The organism is Vibrio sp. 779(2023), from assembly GCF_033344285.1.
GTDB classification, from domain to species: domain Bacteria; phylum Pseudomonadota; class Gammaproteobacteria; order Enterobacterales; family Vibrionaceae; genus Vibrio; species Vibrio alginolyticus.
In genome coordinates this window covers 228302-251872 of record NZ_JAWPOM010000001.1, presented here as the reverse complement: position 1 = coordinate 251872, position 23571 = coordinate 228302, and the positions used below count along the sequence as shown (strand labels likewise).

General features: G+C 44.4%; 21 protein-coding genes. 5 read left to right on the top strand and 16 right to left on the bottom strand.

The window, feature by feature from the left end:
• The first annotated feature begins 87 nt into the window (after window positions 1-87).
• Window positions 88-1191, top strand: a complete 1104-nt coding sequence (locus tag R8O70_RS01125) for a mechanosensitive ion channel family protein (protein ID WP_005375107.1) — start codon at window positions 88-90, stop codon at window positions 1189-1191.
• Between the two features lie 72 nt (window positions 1192-1263).
• Here R8O70_RS01125 and R8O70_RS01120 read toward each other — a convergent pair whose 3' ends face one another.
• The 11 genes from R8O70_RS01120 to R8O70_RS01070 all read right to left on the bottom strand — a co-directional run bounded on the left by R8O70_RS01120 (window position 1264) and on the right by R8O70_RS01070 (window position 14977).
• Window positions 1264-1983, bottom strand: a complete 720-nt coding sequence (locus R8O70_RS01120) for a carbonic anhydrase (protein ID WP_158156056.1) — start codon at window positions 1981-1983, stop codon at window positions 1264-1266.
• Between the two features lie 141 nt (window positions 1984-2124).
• A complete protein-coding gene (locus R8O70_RS01115; protein ID WP_047102359.1) occupies window positions 2125-3093 on the bottom strand; it encodes a spore coat U domain-containing protein in 969 nt (322 codons plus the stop codon).
• Window positions 3090-5516: a fimbria/pilus outer membrane usher protein gene (locus R8O70_RS01110; protein WP_374041080.1), complete on the bottom strand. Its 2427-nt coding sequence runs from the start codon at window positions 5514-5516 to the stop codon at window positions 3090-3092. The genes R8O70_RS01115 and R8O70_RS01110 overlap by 4 nt, the downstream gene beginning before the upstream one ends.
• The gene (locus R8O70_RS01105) at window positions 5516-6271 is read right to left on the bottom strand and encodes a molecular chaperone (RefSeq protein WP_025768578.1); all 756 of its coding nucleotides are present in this window, start codon (window positions 6269-6271) and stop codon (window positions 5516-5518) included. Before R8O70_RS01105 ends, R8O70_RS01110 begins: the two co-directional genes overlap by 1 nt.
• A gap of 20 nt (window positions 6272-6291) precedes the next feature.
• Window positions 6292-6789 (bottom strand): spore coat U domain-containing protein, encoded by a 498-nt coding sequence (locus R8O70_RS01100; protein WP_309475453.1) that lies wholly within the window; start codon window positions 6787-6789, stop codon window positions 6292-6294.
• 39 nt (window positions 6790-6828) lie between these two features.
• Window positions 6829-7374, bottom strand: a complete 546-nt coding sequence (locus R8O70_RS01095) for a spore coat U domain-containing protein (protein WP_021035866.1) — start codon at window positions 7372-7374, stop codon at window positions 6829-6831.
• Between the two features lie 389 nt (window positions 7375-7763).
• Window positions 7764-8795: an L-threonine 3-dehydrogenase gene (gene tdh / locus R8O70_RS01090; RefSeq protein WP_005383983.1), complete on the bottom strand. Its 1032-nt coding sequence runs from the start codon at window positions 8793-8795 to the stop codon at window positions 7764-7766.
• Between the two features lie 44 nt (window positions 8796-8839).
• Complete coding sequence (locus R8O70_RS01085; protein WP_005375095.1) at window positions 8840-10033, bottom strand: glycine C-acetyltransferase; 1194 nt, start codon at window positions 10031-10033, stop codon at window positions 8840-8842.
• A 212-nt stretch (window positions 10034-10245) separates the two neighbouring features.
• Window positions 10246-12576, bottom strand: a complete 2331-nt coding sequence (locus tag R8O70_RS01080) for a putative bifunctional diguanylate cyclase/phosphodiesterase (protein ID WP_005375094.1) — start codon at window positions 12574-12576, stop codon at window positions 10246-10248.
• Entirely contained in the window at window positions 12573-13505 is a 933-nt protein-coding gene (locus R8O70_RS01075) for a transporter substrate-binding domain-containing protein (RefSeq protein ID WP_005375093.1), read from the bottom strand. Before R8O70_RS01075 ends, R8O70_RS01080 begins: the two co-directional genes overlap by 4 nt.
• A 62-nt stretch (window positions 13506-13567) precedes the next feature.
• A complete protein-coding gene (locus R8O70_RS01070; RefSeq protein ID WP_318183996.1) occupies window positions 13568-14977 on the bottom strand; it encodes an aminotransferase class V-fold PLP-dependent enzyme in 1410 nt (469 codons plus the stop codon).
• Between the two features lie 541 nt (window positions 14978-15518).
• Here R8O70_RS01070 and sodC point away from each other — a divergent pair.
• Window positions 15519-16034, top strand: a complete 516-nt coding sequence (gene sodC / locus R8O70_RS01065) for a superoxide dismutase family protein (protein WP_206953169.1) — start codon at window positions 15519-15521, stop codon at window positions 16032-16034.
• A 27-nt stretch (window positions 16035-16061) separates the two neighbouring features.
• Here the strand turns inward: sodC and R8O70_RS01060 are convergent, their stop codons facing one another.
• The 4 genes from R8O70_RS01060 to R8O70_RS01045 form a co-directional block, all read right to left on the bottom strand.
• Entirely contained in the window at window positions 16062-17435 is a 1374-nt protein-coding gene (locus R8O70_RS01060; protein WP_318183995.1) for a HAMP domain-containing sensor histidine kinase, read from the bottom strand.
• 116 nt (window positions 17436-17551) lie between these two features.
• Window positions 17552-18283, bottom strand: a complete 732-nt coding sequence (locus R8O70_RS01055; RefSeq protein WP_318183994.1) for a response regulator transcription factor — start codon at window positions 18281-18283, stop codon at window positions 17552-17554.
• 146 nt (window positions 18284-18429) lie between these two features.
• Window positions 18430-19125 (bottom strand): spondin domain-containing protein, encoded by a 696-nt coding sequence (locus R8O70_RS01050; protein ID WP_005383999.1) that lies wholly within the window; start codon window positions 19123-19125, stop codon window positions 18430-18432.
• Between the two features lie 9 nt (window positions 19126-19134).
• Entirely contained in the window at window positions 19135-19818 is a 684-nt protein-coding gene (locus R8O70_RS01045; protein ID WP_005384002.1) for a spondin domain-containing protein, read from the bottom strand.
• Window positions 19819-20106: 288 nt separating this feature from the next.
• Here R8O70_RS01045 and R8O70_RS01040 point away from each other — a divergent pair, with 288 nt between their 5' ends.
• From R8O70_RS01040 to R8O70_RS01030, 3 genes are all read left to right on the top strand, one after another.
• Window positions 20107-20580 (top strand): hypothetical protein, encoded by a 474-nt coding sequence (locus R8O70_RS01040; RefSeq protein ID WP_318183993.1) that lies wholly within the window; start codon window positions 20107-20109, stop codon window positions 20578-20580.
• A gap of 77 nt (window positions 20581-20657) precedes the next feature.
• Window positions 20658-21587 carry a LysR family transcriptional regulator gene (locus R8O70_RS01035; RefSeq protein ID WP_124008081.1) on the top strand — a complete coding sequence of 310 codons (930 nt, stop codon included), beginning with the start codon at window positions 20658-20660 and terminating at the stop codon, window positions 21585-21587.
• The gene (locus tag R8O70_RS01030; protein WP_318183992.1) at window positions 21580-21963 is read left to right on the top strand and encodes a VOC family protein; all 384 of its coding nucleotides are present in this window, start codon (window positions 21580-21582) and stop codon (window positions 21961-21963) included. Before R8O70_RS01035 ends, R8O70_RS01030 begins: the two co-directional genes overlap by 8 nt.
• Before the next feature lie 51 nt (window positions 21964-22014).
• Here R8O70_RS01030 and R8O70_RS01025 read toward each other — a convergent pair whose 3' ends face one another.
• Window positions 22015-23454 carry a PepSY domain-containing protein gene (locus R8O70_RS01025; RefSeq protein WP_318183991.1) on the bottom strand — a complete coding sequence of 480 codons (1440 nt, stop codon included), beginning with the start codon at window positions 23452-23454 and terminating at the stop codon, window positions 22015-22017.
• Between the last annotated feature and the right edge of the window lie 117 nt (window positions 23455-23571).

The window sequence follows — 23571 nt, the reverse complement described above, 5'->3', positions numbered from 1 at the left end:
TAAGTAAATGATTTAAAGGAAATCACTGGGGTGAAGGAGTAATATCTGCTACCTTTCCTTCCATGGTTCACTAGAAATAAGTTACATATGCCACAGTGGTTTACCGAATTACAAAGCTACATTGAAACGTCTCATCAAAATTGGAGTGGGAGCGTCCTTTTCATTACGCTCGCTAGCTTTATAGCTTGGATAGCTTGGCGGCTGATCCGCTCTCGCCTCGCTGCGCTCGTAGAGAAAACGCCCTTCCACTGGGATGACATGTTGCTTGATGCGCTAAAAGCGCCAGTCAGTACACTCATTTGGTGTTGGCCAGCAACCGTCTCTATCGGCATCATATTAGAGAGCGAGCTCAACGATAAAATAAACTGGTTAAGTACGCTGAAACTGATTTTAATCATCAGCATCTTCGTATGGACCGTTATGCGGCTCATTACCAATGTTGAAGAGCATGTTCTCGAACAAAAGAACCGAGATGAAACAACAGTACAAGCGATAGCTAAGGTCGCGCGCCTGTTCTTTATTACCGTCGGAATTCTAACCGTAATGCAGGCATTTGGTCTGTCACTATCGGGCCTACTTACCTTCGGTGGTGTTGGTGGTTTGATCGTCGGTTTAGCGGCGAAGGATTTGCTGTCTAACTTTTTTGGAGGTCTTATGATCTACTTCGATCGTCCATTTAAAGTTGGCGATTGGATCCGTTCTCCAGACCGACAAATAGAGGGGACGGTAGAACGCATTGGCTGGCGTATGACCATTATCCGAACTTTCGATAAGCGTCCACTGTATGTGCCAAACTCAGTGTTTAGCAGCATTGTCGTAGAAAACCCATCTCGCATGCTGAACCGACGTATCTACGAAAAAATTGGACTTCGTTACGACGATGCTGAAAAAATGCCGCAAATTATCACCGCGGTAAAAGAAATGCTGAAAAATCACAAAGACATTGATGCACGCCAAACACTTATCGTCAACTTCGATACATTCGGTCCATCATCATTGCACTTCTTTATCTATACCTTTACTAAAACCGTGAATTGGGTGAGATACCATGAGGTTAAGCAGGACATACTGCTTAAGGTAATCAACATCATTAAAGAACACGATGCAGATATCGCGTTCCCTACTCAGACGCTTAAGCTTGATCCTATACAAATGGTAAAAGCGGAAGAGCAAGAAGATCACGGCTTCTAGTTCTCACCAATACCCAAATAATCAAGCCCGCTGTGTTTAAGCGGGCTTTTTATTTTTCTTCGCATGAAGTGGTTATTGTTGCGTTAACACTATACGTGCATTCAGCGGTTGGATTGGGCGATTGTTTTTCCCCATTACTTCCGAAAAAGATTTTATCTGCTCAGGAGAAATAGTTTGTGCTTCTTTCATCACCAACCAACGCACACCTTCAGAGCATGGTGGTGTCGTTAGTGAGCCGTTAAAGCGGTAGTAGTCTTTATCACTTGGGATAAGGGCATCAGCATCAAATGGAACCTTGATGGTAACATCTTGATCTTTAGTTGGAATGTTAGCTAGCATCTTAGCTAGATCTGGGTTCGCGTCACCCAGTTTAAAGAACACCGCGACAACAGCTAGATGACCTACTTTGTCGGCATGCACAAAGTGTGCTTCTAGAGGGTATTCTTTACCGTCCACATGGTTTTCAGATGGCGTATGGAAGTGGAATTGTTTCAACGTAAACTCTTTACCATCAATGGTGAGTGTGTTTTTACCTTCTAAACCAGTCTGTAAAGTGTGACCGTTGTTCAGCAGTGAAATTGCCTTACCTTCGTAGTCGAAATTCAATTTTTCTAGCTTCGCTTCGGTCGCCGATTCAATGTTGATTGGGCTCTGGTTTTGACCTTTTGCGCACTCAGATGCAAACTCACCCCAATGAGCTGGCCCATGGTTTCCCTCGTAGCCCCAGCTTGCTGCATAAGCTGTTCCTGTAAATACCAGTGCCAAACCTAATGTTGTTAGTGACTTCTTCATCATTTTCCTTATTTCTGAAAGTTAAATTCCGTGAGAATAAAGCCATACTAATCTCACAAAATTAAGCAGTGACAGAGTGAAAACTATGATTACAAAAGATTTTTGGAATAGAAGCCTCTAATGATGTAATTGACATGATGCTCAAAATTGAACGTCAACGATTATTGAGTCGGTGTAAGTACCTGCAGGAGGGGTCGTTTGGCTGGTTAGTATCTGCGCGCGATAATTATAATTCTGTGGAGTGATACCATCAGGAATAGAGCCGCCAGTATCGACGTCACTGTGTTCACGACGTTCAGAACTGGTTCCTCCCCAGCGATCCATCGATGATGACTTATAGATTTCATACTCCAAATAGTGACCACTAGAAATCATTCGCCGCTGACCGCCGGACGCATTTAGGCCGTCATTCAAGCCAATGGAGAAGGAACTATTCTTGGTACAAGTTAACGATATAACCTGACTGACTGGCTCAAAACCGGCCACTAATGGGGACGAACCAAAATCAATATCTGGCGCCGTGATCATACAATCAGGGGTCACTTCCAACTCAACCGTAATCACGCTTTGAGCGCTGCCATTGGCGCGGCCAATGCATACTCCTAGAACCCCGATACCCTTACAGTAATCCCAAATCCAGGATACGGTGATTTGGTCTTTATAAGTCCCAGCGGAAAGATTACTGCCCACTCCCGTCCGAGCATAAAGCGGAAACTCAGCTTGAGTGCCAAACAACCCGAGTAAATCGAGTAACCCAATTTCAAAAAAATTGTAAGTTTGGCCGAATACATACTCTTGTGAAAGACCTGGATCGCCAAAAATCTGATAGCTGAGCTCCGAACTCGGATCATCCTCATTTAATAGCAAACCATTATTTATACTGTTAAACGTTGCTGATACGTAGTCGCCACTTAACAAAGACACAAGTGTAGAAAAGTCACACGTAATCCCCGCATGAGGCTGAGCTGAGCTTTGCTGCTGAGAGCTTGAAACAGTAAACGAAGAAACATTGCCAAACAAGATTAAAGGTGTTGCCGCCGTGAGCTGACAAGCCATTGTCGAGAACGAGAAAAAGAGAAGTAGGCTAGCAAGCCAGCGGCGCAAAATCATAGTGCGGTCTCTTCTTCGGCTTTGATACAAACCTGCTCAGGCAATGTTTGTATTTTTTGACTCTCACGCTGATACAACCCCTCAATAAACACTTTACATGGCGACTGTCCTTGAGGATAAAACTGAATATAGCGGCCTGGGTCAACGCCTTCAAAGTACGTAAAACCATCCCAACCAATTTGGCTTGTTAAGCCCGTTTCTGAGCGGCCATATGTACCAATCGGAAGGAACAAATGATTTTCGTCTACCACCGTCATGCTCAGTGCAATTTGTAGCTCTATTGGGAACTCTAACAGGTAGCCGTAGCCCGAATGTATCGAAGCAAACTGCTCTGTTGCAGAAAACGCAGCATTGGCAGGTAAATTAAGTGGATCGATTTCATATTTGGCGGTGTAATACGCCGTAGCCCAAGGAACAAGTAAGTAACCTTCATCGTCTGTCACTCCGACAATTTGATTTTCATATTTAACCGGAATACCTTCAAAACCACTGGTGCTCACCACAGCGAAGCTGTCATACACTTCATTCGCCGGGAATATTTCTCCATCCAACGTAGAGACCGAACCTGCCATTTCCGCAAAATAATCATAGTCGCCACTGGTGCCATTTAACCCCGCTCTGAACTGCGCCCATGACGCACGGTAGGTCAAATCGGCCTGTTTACGGTTTTCTGGGTCTTCGTTAATATCATGCGCTAAATTGACGCCCCACCCACCTCGTATTGGCGCAAGGCGGCTGTAACCCACTCGCCCTCTAACATCGCCATCGTCCTCTCTTTTCAGCGTTAGCCCCGAACTTCCCCCCAAAGAACTGAAAGGTAGAGAGAATTGCGCCAACGTAACACTCTGACCACCAATACTATGGTTGTAAGAAAGGGACATATTGATATTAAAAGGCAGAGCGTAGCTATAAGTAAGGTTTAGGGTACGTGAATCTGAGTCGGATTGTTGAATATCAAAGTATCCACCAGAAAGTGAGCCCCAATCTCCCAAACGGACTCCCATATTGATTTGTGATAGATGACGCGACGCGAGTGAAGCGTCCTTGCCTTCATCGAGCATTTCGTAATTTGGTAAATGAGATAAGGTATAAAAGTCGACTTGTTCTACTTGAGTTCGAGCAGCGAAGCTAAACAGCCGAGACTGATAACTATAACCTAGCGCATATGAGGTAGATTGATCCTGAAAATTACTCACACGAAACGAGGCATCCACCGTACCCAAGTTGAAAGCATTGGTGACAAAGCCCAGCCCCGCAACGATCAGGTCGTCTTTTGCTTCAGCTTGAGCTTCTAGTGTTAACCAATCAGTCATGCCATGACGCAGAGCGGTAACCACGCCACCGTCTCCATAGTCGTTAGATGCATTACCGAAATTTTCTCTGATCGCACCAATACTCGCACTGTAAGATGTAAATCCGGTCTTGAGTAGATCGGAAGAGAGAAAAAATGGGCTGGTCATGACCGTTTGCTTACCTTGAGCATCCGTTGCAATTACCGTTGCTTCCCCAGCACCAGAGAGCATTGGAATATCGTTAATAATGAAAGGACCGGGCCCAACATTCATTGAGTCAGTTTTAAAGCCATTGATAAACAAATCTAACGTAGTGGGCGCTGTGACCTCACCGTAAAATGCAGGTAACGGCGTCGTCACGACATCCGGACGCATAGAGAAATCATGCGACAACTGAATACCCGCCAGTCTTACTGGTTGGCTCCAAGATAAAGGGCGAACAATATAGTCCCCTACCTCCATACGAATTCGCTTCTCTTGATTGACGTACTCGTAACTCGTATCAAAACGAGTGTACTGGCTGCTTTGCTGGGACTGAACATCGCGATGAAAGTTAGATTTAAATATCCCGGTAGTAGAAAAAACGCCAAACTCAGAAAAGGCTCTGACTTCATGATTGATAGAAACCTCCTTTTGTCGGCTTTCGTTCTCGTACACACCAAATACGTTGTAGTTAAGCAGGCCACCACGCCCAAACTGAGCCGGGGAAAATCGCCCCATATCCTGCGCTGATAAGTTCTGCATCGGTAACCAATTAGGCGGTACGTCAATTGCAAGTTGCAATGACGATTGCAAGTAACGCACGTTAACACCTGGGATAGACGTAACCTCAAGTCTCTCTTCGGTTCCAGGCAACGACTTGGCGGTAACCCCAACTGAAATGAGGTCCTCCCGGAGCAAAAAGAACTGATCGCCAACTCGCTCAACTTTCGCAACAAGCCCTGTTGCTCTTTGATTGATCACCAACTCCAGATTGAGGCTGATATTCTCAAACTTTTCTAAAGAGAAATTTTCAGGACTCGGTAGCTCAGAGAAGTGGTTTGCTGAATTTGCACAAAGACCAATACTGCTCCACGTTACGCTAAGTAATACCAACCAAAAGAAAGCATTCATTGTATTAAATCTATTCATTATTGCTTCAATGGTATTTGGTAACGTTTACCTCCAATATTCGCGCTCAAACTCAAGGGTCTGACATTACTATGGGGAATAGACCAAACCTTATACTGTTCAGGAAGAATATAGCCAGCTAGTCCATCGGAAATAACGACAGGATCTTTATTTGGTAGATTCAACTGTAAATTCACTAAGCGAACATGGTGTTTTCCTGAATTTTTAATGTGAACAAAACGCTGATTATTTTTCTTAATAAACTGTGCCTGTAAATCACCCCATAATTCACTGTCACGGTTTGGTTTTTGAGTATCAGTCAGCCCTTTCCCGTAAATAAACAAAGGTATCGAGTAACGCATTCGGACTTTGACAGCGAGTTCATTTTCCGTCAATTCTGTTTGAGGGTTTTGAGTTGGCGGTAATTCATCTATGATCACTCGGTATGCATACTCCTTACCCGCAGAGGCCTCATCTTGGTTGATGATGCGGATTAACTGCTTTTCACCTGGTTCAATTTTGACAAACGGAGGAGTTGCAATTAACTGGCTTTGACTTGAATAACTATCTTCTCCTTCGTTTTGTTCCCACTTAAAAATTCTCACCTGTAAATAAGAATCAACACTGCCTTTATTTACCATCCAAAGTGATGTTGCATTACTCTCCTCTGATATTTTGGGGTAAATCGGCCAAATTAATAATGAGTTAGCGTTGGCATTTGAGAAAAAAACAAAAAGGAAGGTTATTAATAATAGTTTTTTGAGTATGAATTCCATTTCACCCCTCCAAAGTTCACTTACCACTCTAATGTCAGCGTAAGCGTATCCATATAAATTCCAGCCATTTCATTCCCATTTATTGTCGCCTTTGCCCAGATAGGAAACTGAATATTATCTGGGTCTTGCTCAGTATCGACGGAATATTGCGTGTCAATATCAAGCACCTGCGTGTAATTTAGATCCTGGAACAAAAAGTAATCTACCGTTGTCGCTTCTTCACTGTGCTTTAGCTTACGTACACCATCCGATGCATTCATCCCGCCATTTACGGAAACATTCATCGTAATACCCGGAGTACAACTTAATGTGAGTGATGAACTGTAAGTGATGCTGCCTTGTACTTCCGTCACGTAAACTGAAGAATGCTCACCAAAATCTAACGTGCCTATTTGCCCGGCTTGGGTTGCGCTTTCTTCTTGTACTGCGCCGTTAATCAAACAACCTGTATCTACGGTGGCAGACACCTGAAAAGTTTGTGTCGCATCAGCCAGCACAGTTAAAGAACACAAACTCATCGCGACAAGTGAAAAGCCCCTAACAACCAGCGTCACGTTTTACCAGCTTAGCGTCACACTGATGGTATCGGAGTATGTACCGGCAATGCTGCTCGTACCGTAAGCTTTCGCAAAAAGCTCAATAGTTTGCGATGTTGCACTAGTAAATTCAGACAGAGCTACCGTCCCACCTTGTATAATTTGTGTGCTTCGGTCTGAGTCGGTAAACAACGTATAATCAATAAATTGCGCGCCATTTGACATCGCGTAGGTACCAACGGTCGCACTTGCATCATACAATCCGGTGCCCAATGTAAACGTCGGTGTCACACCATTACTACAAAGCACTTCAATACCCGTCGCACTACCACCATTTACCACACCATCTTGTTCACTGAAGATTGCAGGCACGTCTCCAAAGGCGAGTGAGCCAAAGCCAACGCCAGAAGCTGCATCTACCGCATTATTTCCATTAATCACACAACCTTGTACAAGGTTAATTGAAACATCAATCGTACCGCTCACTGACGCTCCATTCGCTTGCCAACTAAATGAGGTTAAGAGCAGAGGCATCATCAGATAAAATCTTTTCATATAAAGCTCCATTTTTACATTCCACTGTATATCGGTAACCTTTTTATTAGTTATAGCTCAATTATGACAAACCAAATGCATATAAAATGTAAAACAATAAAAAGAAGCAGGATAAGGATAAAGACGAACGGAAAATAAAAACATTAAACTTAAAAATGACGATTTTTAAGCATGTAATGCTAAAAAATAACCACTAAAAACAAATGGTTATTATCTTATTCCAAATACAGAATTGACAATTAGTTAGAAGGTAGGGTGAAGTTGAGTGGAAAAAATCTAAAAAAAGTAGCAGAACGATACGAGAAGTTTAGAAAAGATTGGCGACCATTTCTTCCCGAAACAAAAATCTTCATGAAACAAAAATGCGCCCCAAAAAGGAGCGCATTTCTTACTTGAATAAGTTATTCCCAATCAAGAATAACTTTGCCTGACATACCGCTGCGCATTACATCGAAGCCTTCTTGGAAGTCATCAATCTTGTAGTGGTGCGTGATGATTGGCGATAGATCCAGACCAGATTGGATCAGTGAAGCCATCTTGTACCAAGTTTCGAACATTTCGCGACCGTAGATACCTTTGATCACCAAGCCTTTGAAGATAACTTGGTTCCAGTCGATACCCATGTCTGACGGTGGAATACCTAGTAGTGCAATGCGACCACCGTGGTTCATTGTGGTTAGCATTGAGTTGAATGCTGCTGGGTTACCAGACATTTCTAGACCAACGTCGAAGCCTTCTGTCATGCCTAGCTCAGCCATTACGTCTTCTAGCTTCTCTTCAGCCACGTTTACTGCGCGTGTTACACCCATCTTACGAGCAAGTTCTAGACGGTATTCGTTCACGTCTGTGATCACTACGTGGCGAGCACCAACGTGTTTAGCAACCGCAGCTGCCATGATACCGATTGGGCCAGCACCTGTGATAAGCACGTCTTCACCTACTAGGTCGAAAGAAAGTGCTGTGTGTACTGCGTTACCAAACGGGTCAAAGATAGACGCTAGATCGTCAGAGATGCCTTCAGGGATCTTGAACGCGTTGAACGCTGGGATAACTAGGTATTCTGCGAATGCACCTTCGCGGTTAACGCCCACACCAATCGTGTTACGGCATAGGTGAGTACGGCCGCCACGACAGTTACGACAATGACCACACGTGATGTGACCTTCGCCAGATACGCGGTCACCGATTTCAAAGCCACGAACTTCCTGACCAATCGCAACCACTTCACCCACGTATTCGTGACCAACAACCATAGGCACTGGAATTGTCTTTTGTGACCATTCGTCCCAGTTGTAGATGTGTACGTCTGTACCACAGATAGCGGTTTTCTTAATTTTGATCAGAATGTCGTTATGGCCAACTTCAGGTTTATCAACCTCAGTCATCCAGATGCCTTCTTCAGGCTTTAGCTTTGATAATGCTTTAATTTTCATAATGTAACCTTAATTAAAGGCCCTATTGTCTAAGGCCTAGAATCTTAAATAAGACCCATGTCCTTACCAACTTGGATGAACGCGTCGATTGCACGGTCTAGTTGCTCGCGAGAGTGCGCCGCAGACATTTGAGTACGGATACGTGCTTGACCTTTTGGTACTACAGGGAATGAGAAGCCGATTACGTAGATGCCTTTCTCCAGCGCACGCTCTGCAAATTCTGCTGCTACTTTTGCGTCGCCAAGCATGATTGGGATGATTGCGTGGTCAGCACCACCCATTGTGAAACCAGCGTCCTCCATACGAGTACGGAAGTGTGCTGCGTTTTCCCATAGACGATCACGTAGGTCACCGCTCTCTTCTAGTAGATCTAGAACGCGGATAGAAGCGCTTACGATTGCTGGTGCAACAGAGTTAGAGAATAGGTATGGACGAGAACGCTGACGTAGCCAGTCAATCACTTCCGCTTTACCAGATGTGTAACCGCCTGAAGCGCCGCCCATTGCTTTGCCTAGCGTACCAGTGATGATGTCGATACGGTCAACCACGTTGTGGTGCTCGTGCGTACCTGCACCTGTTTTGCCCATGAAGCCAACAGCGTGAGAGTCATCAACCATAGTCAATGCGCCGTACTTCTCTGCTAGGTCACAGATAGCCGGAAGGTTTGCTACTACGCCGTCCATTGAGAACACACCGTCCGTTACGATAAGAATGTGGCGAGCACCTGCTTCTTTCGCAGCGATCAGTTGTTGCTCTAGCTCTTCCATGTTGTTGTTTGAGTAGCGGAAACGCATCGCTTTACATAGACGAACACCATCGATGATTGACGCGTGGTTTAAAGCGTCAGAGATGATTGCGTCTTCTTTGCCTAGAATAGTTTCAAATAGGCCCGCGTTTGCGTCGAAACATGATGTGTAAAGAATCGTATCTTCTTTACCTAGGAACTTAGAAAGCTTCTGCTCAAGCTCTTTGTGGATGTCTTGCGTACCACAGATAAAACGTACTGAAGCCATACCAAAGCCGTGCTCGTCCATGCCTGCTTTACCCGCTTCGATAAGTGCCGGGTGGTTAGCAAGACCAAGGTAGTTGTTCGCACAGAAGTTTAGTACTTCTTCACCAGTAGAGATTTTAACAGCCGCTTGCTGTTGAGACGTAATGACACGCTCTGATTTGTAAAGGCCTTCCGCCTTTACTTCTTCGATTTGCTGCTGAATCTGTTGGTAGAATGCAGAAGACATTTGAAATTCCTTCCTAGTTATTTTGGCGAGTATTTACTCGTTTAGAATTAGGCTTAGCCTTTATGTGACGGGCGTCACGGGCTATCACTCATCAATTAATTGTAGTGTAATTCAAGGAAGGAGGAAGGATTATACCTTAAGGTGGAAAAGCATTAATGAATCCTAGGCATAAATTCAATTAATGCTTTTCTATGAGGTTGTTATAAAAGGAATTATAGCCAGGTAGGCTTAGCCAAAAGTGCTTCAAAGTCCTTAGCAGGTAATGGTCGGCTATAGTGGAAACCTTGTCCGAACTCACAGTTTAGGTTTTTCAGGTAATCCACATGACGCTGTTCTTCGATGCCTTCTGCGACGATCTTAAGATCCAGCGCTTTCGCCATTGCTATGATTACGTTCACAAGCTCGCGGTCTGAGTCGTTCTCGAACATATTTTGCATAAAGCTACGATCAATCTTTAAGCGGTCGAACGGAAACTTCTGCAAGTAACTCAGCGCAGAATAACCAGTACCAAAATCATCAATAGTAAGTTTGGTGCCTAACGCTCGTAAGTTATTAAGCATGTCTAATAGCTCAGAATCGTGATTGAAGAGGAGACTTTCTGTCACTTCAATATCGAACTTATCTGACGGAAGACCAGACTCCTCAAGGCTGTGTTTAATAAACGTAAGTAAGCGCTCGCAGTACCTAAATTGAACACTAGAAAAGTTTACAGAAACAAACAACGGAGTCAGACTCTGCCATTGTGCCGCTTGTCGACACGCTTGTTGAATAGCAAACTCACCAATTTGATGAATTAAACCATTTTTCTCTGCAATAGAGATAAACTCTTCAGGGTTTACGAATCCGTACTTGTCATCATTCCAACGCATTAGCGCTTCTGCCCCTACGATTTTACCACTACTCAGCTCAATAATTGGCTGATAATACAGCTCTAACAACTGATTGGAGATCGCACTTCTCAGACGATTTTCCAGATCTAAGTAGCGTTGCAAGTCTTGGTTCATATTATGGTTATAAAAACAAAAGCCATCACGCCCATCTTGTTTCGCCCGATACATTGCCATATCAGCACATGCAAGGAGCTGCTCAGCGTTGTCTCCGTCATCCGGGAACACAGACATTCCGACGCTGCTACTCAAGAAGAATTCATGGTTGTTCCAAACAAACGGATCGTTAAACGCCGAAAGTACACTTGAAGCAACTCGCTTTGCAGTATCATTATCAGGCAAATCAGGGATGACGAGTAAAAACTCATCCCCACCAATTCTCGCCAATAAGTCTGTTTTTCTTGCGACTTGATACAGTCGCTGAGCACTGAGTTTAAGGATTTCATCCCCAACAAAGTGTCCCATTGAATCGTTAATCTGCTTAAAGTGGTCTAAGTCGATGAACATCACCAACACTTTAGACCCACTACGCGATGCCCTAATTAACTCCAAAGCCAATCGCTCGGAACCATAACTACGATTAGGTAAATTGGTTAATGTGTCATATTTAGCTTGGAAGGCGAGTTCTTTTTCAGACGCTTTTCGACGTTCAATTTCGTTCGTTAATTTTTTATTCTGTTGAGAAAGAATATCTTTACGCTTTTTTTCTTCCTCAAGCTTAATTTTCAATTCAATCCTATTATTGTTCGTGATGAATGCATAACATAAAGCAATGACGATCATAACGGCCAGAATACTCAAACCAATAATAAAGAGCCGTGATGTAAATATATCTCGTTCACTCAAAGGCTCGAACCACGCCATCAATTTGAAGTGATGTTTATCCACAGGAACTTCAAAGTAAATTTTTCCGTCTACAGCCTCAGAAACGAAATAGTTCTCATCCTTATTGTGAGAAGGTGTTTTATTTATGGTATCCCATACAACCATTTCCACGTCTTTTATTTTTAGCACCATTCGGCTATAACTATCTTCGTGTTCTTGGTTAGTAAGTTGGTCAATAACAATATTCTTATTAAGATCGGCAATTAAAAAGGCAACAGGCTTTCCGGAGAACTTAACTTGCTTAATGACTTGAATGCGAACGTCATCATTGTATCGCGTCGCACAAACCTCTTCGGGATGCCCGTGTTGAGTCATTAAGGTTTGTATGTCCATCTTATGCTCGGCAAGGTTTTCGGAGCCTGTGGTGACAATGGTGACTCCATCACTGCCGACCAGCGTGAGCTTTTTATAGATTTGGCTGCTATTAATTAGCTTACTGTCTATCTTCTCATCGAAGCGACGCTTTAAATTAATTAAACTGGCACCTAACCCATACTCCATTGACATTCCAGAAGCTAAATTACCAAAGAATGTTTGTATTGTTTTATCTGTAGCTAGATTATCAACATCTTCACTCGCTATGGTAAATAAATTATCGAGTGTGCTTGCATAACTTTTTACTTTTAAATCTAGTTCTCTGTATTGAGATTCTTTTAATTTATTTTGACCTACGCTAGTCACAGTAATAAGCATAGCTAAGTAAATTGAAACTAATATTGCGCTTATTGTAATAAATCTTTTACTGGAAAATTTTTTAACGGCCTTATTCATCGGACTTTCTTTTTATCTTCTATAAAGTAATCGTTATAAAAGTAGTAAATAGATGGATAGTATTTTTTTACTAGTTTTTCGTATGAACCGTCTTTTTTTATCGAGTCTAAATAACGATCAAATGCTTTGCGTAATTCAGGGGAATTTTTACGGAATGCAACAGCCATTTTTTGATTTTCAGATATAGGGCCAATGACTTTTATTTCACCCGGCCATTTTTCGAGGGCAATTAGCGTATCCGCAACATCTAATAATGTGCTTTCCGCATCATTTTTCATTATCGCTGGAACCATCTCATTAAGGAGACGCGCCCCATCAGGTAATATAACTTTTGCACCTGTGTCATATAAGTCATAAAGGTTAGGATCCAAGCAAGAATGTTCTAAAGCTAACACTTCGCGACCATCGATCAGCTGCTTGACGTTTTTAACATCTTCATCGACCGACCCACTTGGTTTAATCGGGCTCAGACTAGAGTCGGATCTGGAAACCAACCATACACCTGAAGGAAAATAATCTTGTGAAAAATCGACAACCTCAGAACGCCAATCAAGAATAGTAACGCCATTTGCGATCAAATCGCCTTCAATTGGAACACTTTCTCCGACAACAGCCTGCTTGTTGTGATATTGCACATTTTGCCCTGTCAACTTACCAACCACGTCGCTCCACTGTGCTGGAACATACTGGTACTGAACACCTAACGACTTGGCAAAACCTTTTATTATCTCTACATCCAAGCCAGTCAAAGTTTCCACTTCACCTTGTTCAATATAGGAGACAAAGTTAGCGTACGGGACACCAATGTGACGCAGTACACCACGTTCACGGATTTGTTGTAAATCGTCTGACCAAGCGGCAGACGACGCAACAGAGGTAACCATGAGCGCCACCGTCGCTAAAGTTCTTTTGAATGTTATGACTGACATAATAATATCCTTACCTTTCACAAAGCGCCCAATAATGGGCGCTTGAGTGATAAACAACGATGTTAGAACGACGAGTAATACAAATTCGTCATCGCCACTACGAGCCCTTCCACATCTTGTTCGTCATGGAACAAATGCGTAGAGATACGCAGCGCGTAAGTATCAAAGTCATCATCCTTATGCAGCTTAAAGCTAGTCGTACGGATGATGTAACCATACTCTTCACGTAAACGATCTCGGAATTCCGTCAATATCTCTTCATTAGTTACATCGGAGAACGGGTTAACCGTCGTTAAGCCACTGGTTAAGCCTTCCACGTTTGGTGAATACATTTTGGCTTGTGGTAAGTACTCTTGAAGCAAGGTTTTACATAAACTACCAAGGCTTACAACTCGCTCTTCGATACGGTCTCGACCAATCTCATCCCACATTTTGCAACTATCAACTAGTGCTTGTTTCGCAGGATAGTTATCGTTACCAATGTATTGCATTTGCAGCTGTTTACCCAGGTAATCAGCATGAGAAAGTGAGGAGTTGATCAACCATAACGGGTTCTCTCGGTCGCTCCAATAATCATTCAAACGGTTACCGTTATCACGAACATACAGAATACCTGTCGCGCCCGGACCACACTGCCACTTATGACCAGATCCTGCATAGAAATCACAATCCATATCGTGGAAATCAAGGTCAAACATACCGACCGTATGCGCGCCATCAACAAGAGTAGGCACACCATACTCTTTTGCTAAAGCACAAATGGCTTTTGCTGGTAGCGCGGTTCCTGTTTTATATGTGATATGAGAGAAAACAATTAGGCGAACGTTTTGATTCGTATCAAGCGCGTCTCGGAACGCTTGAATGTAATCTTGCTCAGAAACGTTTTCAGTACCAGTAAATACTGGTAGTTGAATTTCTACCACATCCACACCAAAACGATGTTTCGCTACGTTCATAGGTGATGTTGCAGCAATATGTTCATGGTGTGTCGTTAGAATCACATCACCTGGTTCAAAGTGTAAGCCATTAATGATCGAGCATAAGCCATCAGTAGTGTTGCGGCTGAGAATGATCTCTTCTGGGTTAGCACCAAAACCTGGTGCGACGTCTTTAACCATCTCAGAAACATACGGCCAAGAGCCAAATTTGCCTTTCATATCCCAAGGATATTTAGCCACTAGCTTGTTGTTATGCTCGTAATCTTCAAGAACGTGTTTTGGCATTGAACCTGTTGTACCAATGTTCATGTAAGTGGTTCGTTTGTCCAAAACGAACTGTCTTCGCACTTTACGCCAGAAGCGCTTATCGTGTTTTCTACCTAGCCCGCGGCTGCTCCAATCAATTTTCTGTTCTCGTGCTTGAGCTACGCCTGAGAAAGCGGAAGCACTCACACCAGCAACAACAGCTCCTGTTGCGCCTTTCAGAAAATTACGGCGGCTGCTATTAGTCTGAATAGATTCCTTGTCTTTCATCTTTTTCAATCCTTGTCGGAAATTAGCCATATTATTAATTTTAAGTGCGTAACTATCTGTTACTAAAACATTATTACCCATTACAATCAGAGTTTAATTTTTTCCTCTGCCATTAAGTGACTTTAGTTCCAATTTTTTATCTTATTTGATGATATAAGCAACAGTTTGACCACAAATCTATAAACAACAATGTTCACATTAATATATTCGTTAATTTGACTATTCTTTATTGCGGACAATTCCACCAAATTCTTTATAAAACAATTATGAGCTTTGTTATAAAGTCATTAAAAATTTAACTTTGCGTTAATTTAAAAATATTCAGGCTATTTCAAGATTGGCGTCTATTCTTTTTATATCTTAACGATCTCAACATGTTAAGACTAAATAAAAGAAAGCTGATTTCGGATCGAGATATCAGTTTAAGACCATAAAGTGATACACATCACTCTATGACATAAACTCACCGCTCAACAGACATAAGTAAAACAGGTTTTCACCAATATGTGCTTGAGCGTACACCCTAAAAGAAGGAGGTCCCATGTTAAAAGGATTGCTATGCATTTCAGTTGCATCCGCTCTTGTCGCCGCCCCTAACGCGCTAGCAAAAACGGTAGAAATGACTGCTCTCAACACCAATGAGAGTGCGGGTACCATTGAGATTTCACAAAGTGATTATGGCGTTGTTTTTACGCCTCAATTATCAGGTTTGTCAGCAGGTGTGCACGGTTTCCATATTCACACTAATCCATCTTGCGATAGCATAGAAAAGGATGACAAAACCGTATTAGGCGGCGCAGCAGGTGGCCATTATGATCCTAACAACACAGGGAAGCATGGCTATCCTTGGACCGATGACAATCATTTAGGCGACTTGCCTCCACTCTATGTGGACATGGACGGCAATGCCAATCAGCCCGTTGTCGCTCCTCGCCTAAAATTATCGGATTTAAAAGGTCGAGCGTTAATGATCCATGCAGGTGGTGACAATCACTCCGATCACCCAAGTAAGCTAGGTGGTGGCGGCGCTCGCGTCGTATGTGGTGTTATTGAATAAACATTAACTTATGTCTCACACTTCTCTTTAGATTGCGAGAAGTGTGAACTTCTGTTGATACTGAGAGGAGGTTGCATTGGTCTCAAGGTAGCTGTGGTGAAGCATTAAGATCGATTGGACAATCTTCGTCCCGATCCCCAAAGAACCGCCCTCCGCTTCTTTCTCGATGTGATTGACGAAGGTAAAGTGGATACGCGACTTATCCTCACTCAAATGCGCTTGGCAATGCACTTCTGAACCGATTGGGCTGTGGCGCAATGCATTTTCAAGCAGGTTCAATACCAATCGCTCCAATAGCCCCTTGTCACCCACGGTTTGGATTTCGCTATCGATATCCACTTTCAATACCACTTCTTTACGAGAAAACTGGCTCTGCATCGTTTCAGCACATTCTGCCATCAAAGCGCCCAGATCTACGGGGCGGTACTCGTAATTTGGCATTGGAGCTTCTTTGCGTGCGGCGTCTAATAAAGAATGCAGTTGAGTTGAGAGCTTCTCACAATTTCGGAAAGCAACGTCAATCAAAGGATCGGATTCCGGATGTTGCAAACGCCACGTTTCCAAATAGCCAAGCACACTCGATAACGGCGTTTTTAAATCATGACTAAGCTGCAACAAGCTTTGACGACGATGAGACGATTGATACTCCAACTGTAAAAACTGCTGCTGAATGTGCTTCGCCATCATCTGATAAGAGTGCGCAATCGGCACGAGCTCCGGCACTTGGTGAGTAAAATCAGGTTGCAGGCGGAAATCATGTTCGGCTTGCTGTTGAAGTTGCTTGGTCACACGCTCAATCGGGTTCAATAGGCTACGTTTCACCAGCACATAAGCCCCAAGAGCAAAGCCTAAGATGGAGACTAAGACCAATCCTGCCAGCGCGATATAAGGAGTATCGACTTGAGCATTGGCAATGGCGTCATGTCGGGTACTGCCAATCACCACGTAGAGATAACCGACCGTAGAGCCTAATTCCTCTATCGCCGCAACAGAAAAGACTTTGTGCTCACCACGATTACGTGGGTCTTCCCCCAAAATAGGAAAGGGTTGGTCATTTAAGAATTGCTTAATGGGATTGAGATCCACCGCTCCCATGATCTCCGCACCTTCCGGTGCTGCATGCGTGGTGATATTGCCTTGGCTATCGAGGAAGTAGATTTCAAAATCAGGGCCGATCAGCATGAGCGTGTGAAAAATCGACTTGAGCGCTTTCGGATTGTAATCCGTCCCGATCATCAGCGGATTATCATCACGCATGTGGCTGGCTAGCTCTTTATGCAGGCTTTGCTTAGTGCGCAACTCAATGGTTTCTTTTTGCCAATTGTAAGTCAGTGCAATCACCACCGCCGCGAGGCAAAACCACAAGCTTGTAAATACCACTAAGCGAGATTTGAAGCTCATCCTATCGCCTCCTTAAACAGCGATGTTTTAGAAACACCCGTGATGATTGAAAAGTGACGGTGAAAACAACTGCCGACTTACTGTCTTGGCTTGATGTTTTGACTTACTTTCTTGCATTAGTGTCTTGGCTGAAACTTATATCCAACACCCCACACGGTTTGAATGAAGTGATGATCAGAATCAGACAACGACAACTTGCTGCGTAAACGGTTAATGGTGCTACACACCGTATGGTGATAACCAGAATGACTGGTATTCCAAACGTGATCGAGCAATTCATCTTTACTGTAGACTCTGCCCGGACGAGTCGCGAGAAACTGCAGCAAAGTAAACTCTGTCGCGGTAAGAGTGACATCTTTGTCGTTTAGGGATACTTGGTGCAACTCCGGAATAATTCTCAGCGGACCAAAATCCATCGCATCTTCGAGGACTTCATCTACTAATTTGGCTTCTGCGGTTTGGCTGACTCTGCGTAACACGTTTCGCACTCGTGCTTGGAATTCTAATACGCTAAATGGCTTAGTGATGTAGTCATCAACACCCGCTTCTAAACCGTCAACCTTGTCCATTTCACCGTCTCTGGCAGTCAACATGAGCACTGGGCTCCAATCTTGTTGCTGACGCAAATAATGGCAGATGTCTAGACCATCACCATCTGGTAAACCTCGGTCAAGGATCAATAAATCAAAGGGTTGTTGCTGATATTGCGCTTTAGCATCGGCGACATTTGTGGCCCGCGATACTTGGTGTCCTTGAAACTTGAGATGCATCTGAACCAGTTCTGCCAAATCATCGTCATCTTCCACCAACAAGATGTTCGCGACTAAATTGATTGCCTGTTGTTCCATGGTCCTTTCCTTGCCTTCGAGTATCCTCACTTTGCACATGACCGGAACAAATTAGAAATTCTTTCAAAAAAGGTTCCGATGACGCCATGAGGGATAAAGCGCTCGACTACAAGCGCTTTGGAAAGGAGACGTCATCGGAGCCTGTGTTACTCGACTCGAGTGATGGTGACTTTCGCACCTGGGTTCAGGAAACGATGGTTCGCAGAAAGTGCTGAGTTTGCTAATCCATCATCTTGGCTAACTACTCCCGCATGAAAAGCAACAACGTCATTGCTGTCATTACGAGCGGCATTGAAACCCTCACCGCCACCTGCTGGGCCTGGGATGGTTGCGGCAAGCTCATCGTTTAGCTCTGTACCGGAATCCCAAACGTTCATGCTCATTTCGTAGCTTTCACCTACTGCGAGCGATTTGAGCGATAGCCCCGTTTCGCCAACAAAGGCATCATTGGTATTCACAAACATAGACGCCACAGACAAGTAACCGTAACGACTAGGGTCAACCGTGATGGTGACTTCGTCCGATGCACCCGGCAACACCAATCCATTGCCCGAAATACCTTGGTAAACACTGTCATTGCTGTTCATCAACTCAATCAGCTCAGCGTTACTGCCGCCTTCGGCAAGGTGCTCAAGTTCAACAGATGCCGCTTGTCCAATTTCAAACAGTTGGTAGTCACCATTGTGAGTGAGTACCGCGAGCGGAGACATAGGTTGATTCGCAGTCAAGTTCGCCACGTTGACGGTGTAGCGGTACGATTTCACTACGTCATTATCATCATCGCTTGGGCAACCGGCGAGCAAGCCGACTGAAGCTGCTACTAGTAAGATTCTGTATTTCATACATCCCCCTTACTTCACAACGATTGTGATGGTTGCAACTGGGTTTAACCAACGATGGCTGCTGCTGTCTAGGTCACTGATGCCGCCAGTTGGGTCGCTATCACCAAGGTTACCCGGATGCACGTGAACTTTGTCGTTAGTTACCGTTGCTTCAACGCCTGTGCCGCCAGTGCCAAAGGTAATGAAAGGTGGGTTTGGCATGCTAGACGCAAGTTCATCGTTCGCTTCTGTACCGGCATCGTAACTTCTTAGCGTTGCTCGGTATGTACCCGCTTCCGTTGGGATCTTCCAACTATCCAGACCGACGAAACCGTCATTGGTTGGCAGCAACATCGCACTCAGAGAAAGATATCCGTGGTCGCCACTGTCCAAGGTGAAGGTGGTTGCAACACCCGGATTCAAAATACCACCGGCAGGGTTCTCAACCACCGCACCACCAGCGTTACCAATCACACTAGCAAGCCCAGAGATATCACCACCTTCTGCCATTGCTTCTAGTTCTGGCGTCGCTGCTTGACCCGTTCTAAACATTTGAAGATCAGAGCCATGCGCCGCAACAATAAGTGGCGTAAAGTAGATGCCTTTGGTTGCGTTTGTCACGGTGATTTCCAATTCCGCTGCATTCACTGATGCAGAGCCTAGTGCCATAGCGACTGAAGTCATGACGAGTCCGAGTTGGGTACGTTTTTTCATTGTGATTCCATCCTTTAATGAGGGTTGAACTACCCAAGCCCATGTGTACGGCTTTACTTCTTTGTTCGTGACTTGAGTAGGTTAAGCATTACGTTTCGAACGTTTTGCGTTCTTGCCTCTAAGAATGACGAGCAAATCTATCAGCAACTTCATCGAATTCTCATAAAATTCTCACAAGTTCTGTTCGAATTCTGTCAGCAGCACTTTTTTACTCTTAATCAGGTGTTTACACTTCACGCTTTCCCCTCCTACAATGCGGTATTCTCTGTTTAAATCACGATTCTCACCATGATTCATAACGTTCTGTCTGCCTACTATGGCGAAATCTACGGCATCGCTTTTTTCAACCACTACTTGAGCCATTACGCCCAAAGTGAGCAACAAACGCTGTGGCAAACCTTGATTGAAGTGGAAGAGCTAACCGCAGAAAAGCTCAAACCTGTACTGCTAACAAATGGCATGGATATCGAAAGTCGACACCAAGAGATGCTGGATAAAGGCTTGGCAGATGCAACTAAGTGGATTGGTTTACCATGGCAAGAGTTGGTGGCGACTCTTCTAAAATGGGTGGAGCCTTATGAAATCAAGTATCGAGAGTGGCATGAAGAAGTAAAAGCTTTACAGCAGTATTCAATCGCTGAGCGAGAAGCTATCGAGTTAATTGCAGACCACGAAACGGCCATTTATCACTGTTGGCAGCAATACCATACAGGTGAATCTGGCTTGCCTGCACTCAATGCATTTTTGGCAAAATATCGTTAAAGCGAGACGGTGACACTTGAACCTCGTGAAACCGTACCAGACAATATCGTTATTCCGCTGCGCAGAACTGAACAATTATGGTTAATCCAAAACTCATTGCCCTACTTCCTGATCTTGCTTCGTTTATCTTGGTGGTAAACGAAGGCAGTTTTACCGCTGCTGCTAAACAACTCGGCGTAACGCCATCGGCTTTAAGTAAGTTGATCACACGGTTGGAACAAGCCCTCTCGGTCAAACTGTTTGAGCGCACGACTCGTAAGTTGATCATCACTCAAGCTGGGCAAAAGGTTTACGACCAAAGCATCGCAATGGTGAATGCCGCGCAGCAAGCCGTTGAGCTATCTGCGGAAGATCATGCCGAGCCAACAGGCGCACTCACAGTAGCAGCCCCTGAAGCATTTCTTAATTCGGTGCTTCAACCGTTTGTGTTGCCATTCCTAGAACGTTATCCAAATATTCAGCTTAAGCTGCGTGCAGCAGATGGTGAGATCGATCTTTTCCGCCAAGGTATTGATGTCGCGTTTAAGCTCACCGACAAACCCGATGAGAATCTGGTACTTAAAGAGATCAGCAAGACCAATCTCGTTTTATGTGCCTCTCCAGATTACCTCACCAAACACGGTATGCCTGAGCACCCAACCGAGCTTGAGCAACACGACTGCATTTACCTTGCCGAGAACGACAAAGACAACATCTGGTCATTCTTTAAAGAGGAAGCCTTTCATTCGATTGCCGTGAGTGGGCGCTACGCCGTCAACCATTCTCAAATGCGCTTGAACGGGGTTAAGTCTGGCTTGGGAATTGGGATCTTCCATGATTTCGTGATCAAAGACGCGTTAGAGCAAGGGGAAGTGGTGGAGGTTCTGCCGGATTGGATGATCAAGAGTAACTACCACGGCGCTATCGCGATGCAGTATGCGCAAACCAAATACATGCCTGCTCGCCTGCGCGTATTTATCGACTTCGTTAAGGAACATTTAGTCTCCGAGGACACTAACCATGTTTAATGCCATTCATCACGTCGCGATCATTTGCAACGATTACTCAAGGTCAAAACGCTTTTACACTGAAGTGTTGGGATTGAAAGTCATTGCTGAGAACTATCGCGAAGCCAGAGACTCATACAAGCTTGACCTCGCTTTACCTGACGGCAGTCAAGTTGAACTGTTTAGCTTTCCGGGCGCACCAGAGAGACCGAGCTTTCCTGAAGCGCAAGGGCTACGGCATCTCGCTTTTTTGGTCGATGATGTTGAACAGGTGAAAGCCTACCTAGAATCGAATGACGTTGAAGTTGAGCCAATTCGTATTGATGAATTCACAGGCAAAGCCTTTACCTTCTTCCAAGACCCAGATGGCTTGCCACTGGAGATTTACCAGAAATAAAAAGAGCCAGCACGTCGCTGGCTCTTTAACTATTCCATTCTTTGTCTGTTACTAATTCAACGCCGTTTTCAGCTTCTCGACGCGGTTAAACAACAACCAATCCAGTGCGAGAACCGTAACAATCGCCAAACCGCCCATCGGGAACGCCAGACACAATACTACCAACGTTACTAAACCAAGCTTCCAAATACCGTCTTGCTGAAACTTAGGTGGTGCGCCCAATGCGGCACTGCGACTTGGTCTACGAATCCACCACATCACCACACCTGTGATTGAGATTAAGATGAACGCCAAACAGAACACTACGTTGAGCACTTTGTTAAGCACACTGACATCACCTTGATGCAATGACACACCTGCCGCCATGAACTTGGCAAACAAACTGTAATCTTGCCATGTGACATCCACCAACAAGCGACCGGAATATTGGTCAAAGTGGCTGGTGCGATCTTGTCTTGGGTCGGAAATATCGCCACCCATAGAGTTAGCTGCAACGGTGTAAACGCCCGTCTCAGAGCGCGGCAAAAACAGCTTATAACCAGTGAAGCCCATCATTTCAGCCTTGAGGATGATATCATCAATAGAGAGCACATCATTATTGCCTGCGTATGCCATCTCTTCCTTCATATTGGCATGATCATGAGCGGGTTTGTCTTTCGACTCTGGCACAGCAGCAAGCTCTAAGTTCCATGGCATCTCTTCTGAAGCGCCATGGTTAAGATCTTTGTGTGTCAGTGTAGATTCCGGTTTCTCACCCCATGTGTAATAGGTTGGGAAGGTATTCCAAGCTTGTACCATTTTCGCCCCCCAGATCCCTGCCCACGACAAACCTGAAATCAAAAAGAACAACAATACAATCGACAGCACGCCACCTAAATTCGCATGCAGGTCACGCATCAAAATTCGAGGGCCATTGTTAAGGCGAATTTTCAAAAAGCCGGCGCGGCTGGCGTTGTCTCTCGGTAACCAAAGGTACAAACCAGACACCAACAGCAAAATCCCCAGACTTGCGGCGATTTCAATTAAACGGTCGCCTAAGTCGCCAATGAGCAGCGTACCGTGAATACTGTTCATCAGTTCATAGATGCTATCACCACGATTAATGGTGCCTTGTACGTCTCCTGTGTAAGGATTTACTGCAACAATCAGCGAGCTGCCTTCTTGGTTTTGAATCGAGAATCGGTTGGCAATATCTGCCGTTTTAGCAGGTACAAATTGAGTGACATTAAAATCGGGATACGCCTGCTTTACGGTTTCTAATTGTGCAGAGACAGGAACCATTTGCTCTTGTGGTGAAACTTGTAATGTCGCTTCGTATCGAGCCAGTTCGATTTCGTCATCAAACAACATCACCAATCCCGTGAGGGAAAGCATCAGCATAAATGGAATGACGAACAAACCTGCGTAGAAGTGCCATCGCCACGTCATAAAGTAGATGGATTTTGCGCGTGAGGCTTCCTTGAGTTGAGGCTTTGCCGAGTTTCTCAACATGTGTATTTTCCTTTTTTCATTGTTGAACACCCAAATTCAGCCAAACACATCCTGCACATACGCATTCGTATGCGGCGCTATTTGACTTAGATTTGGGAGTACCACTGCTCGAAGTGG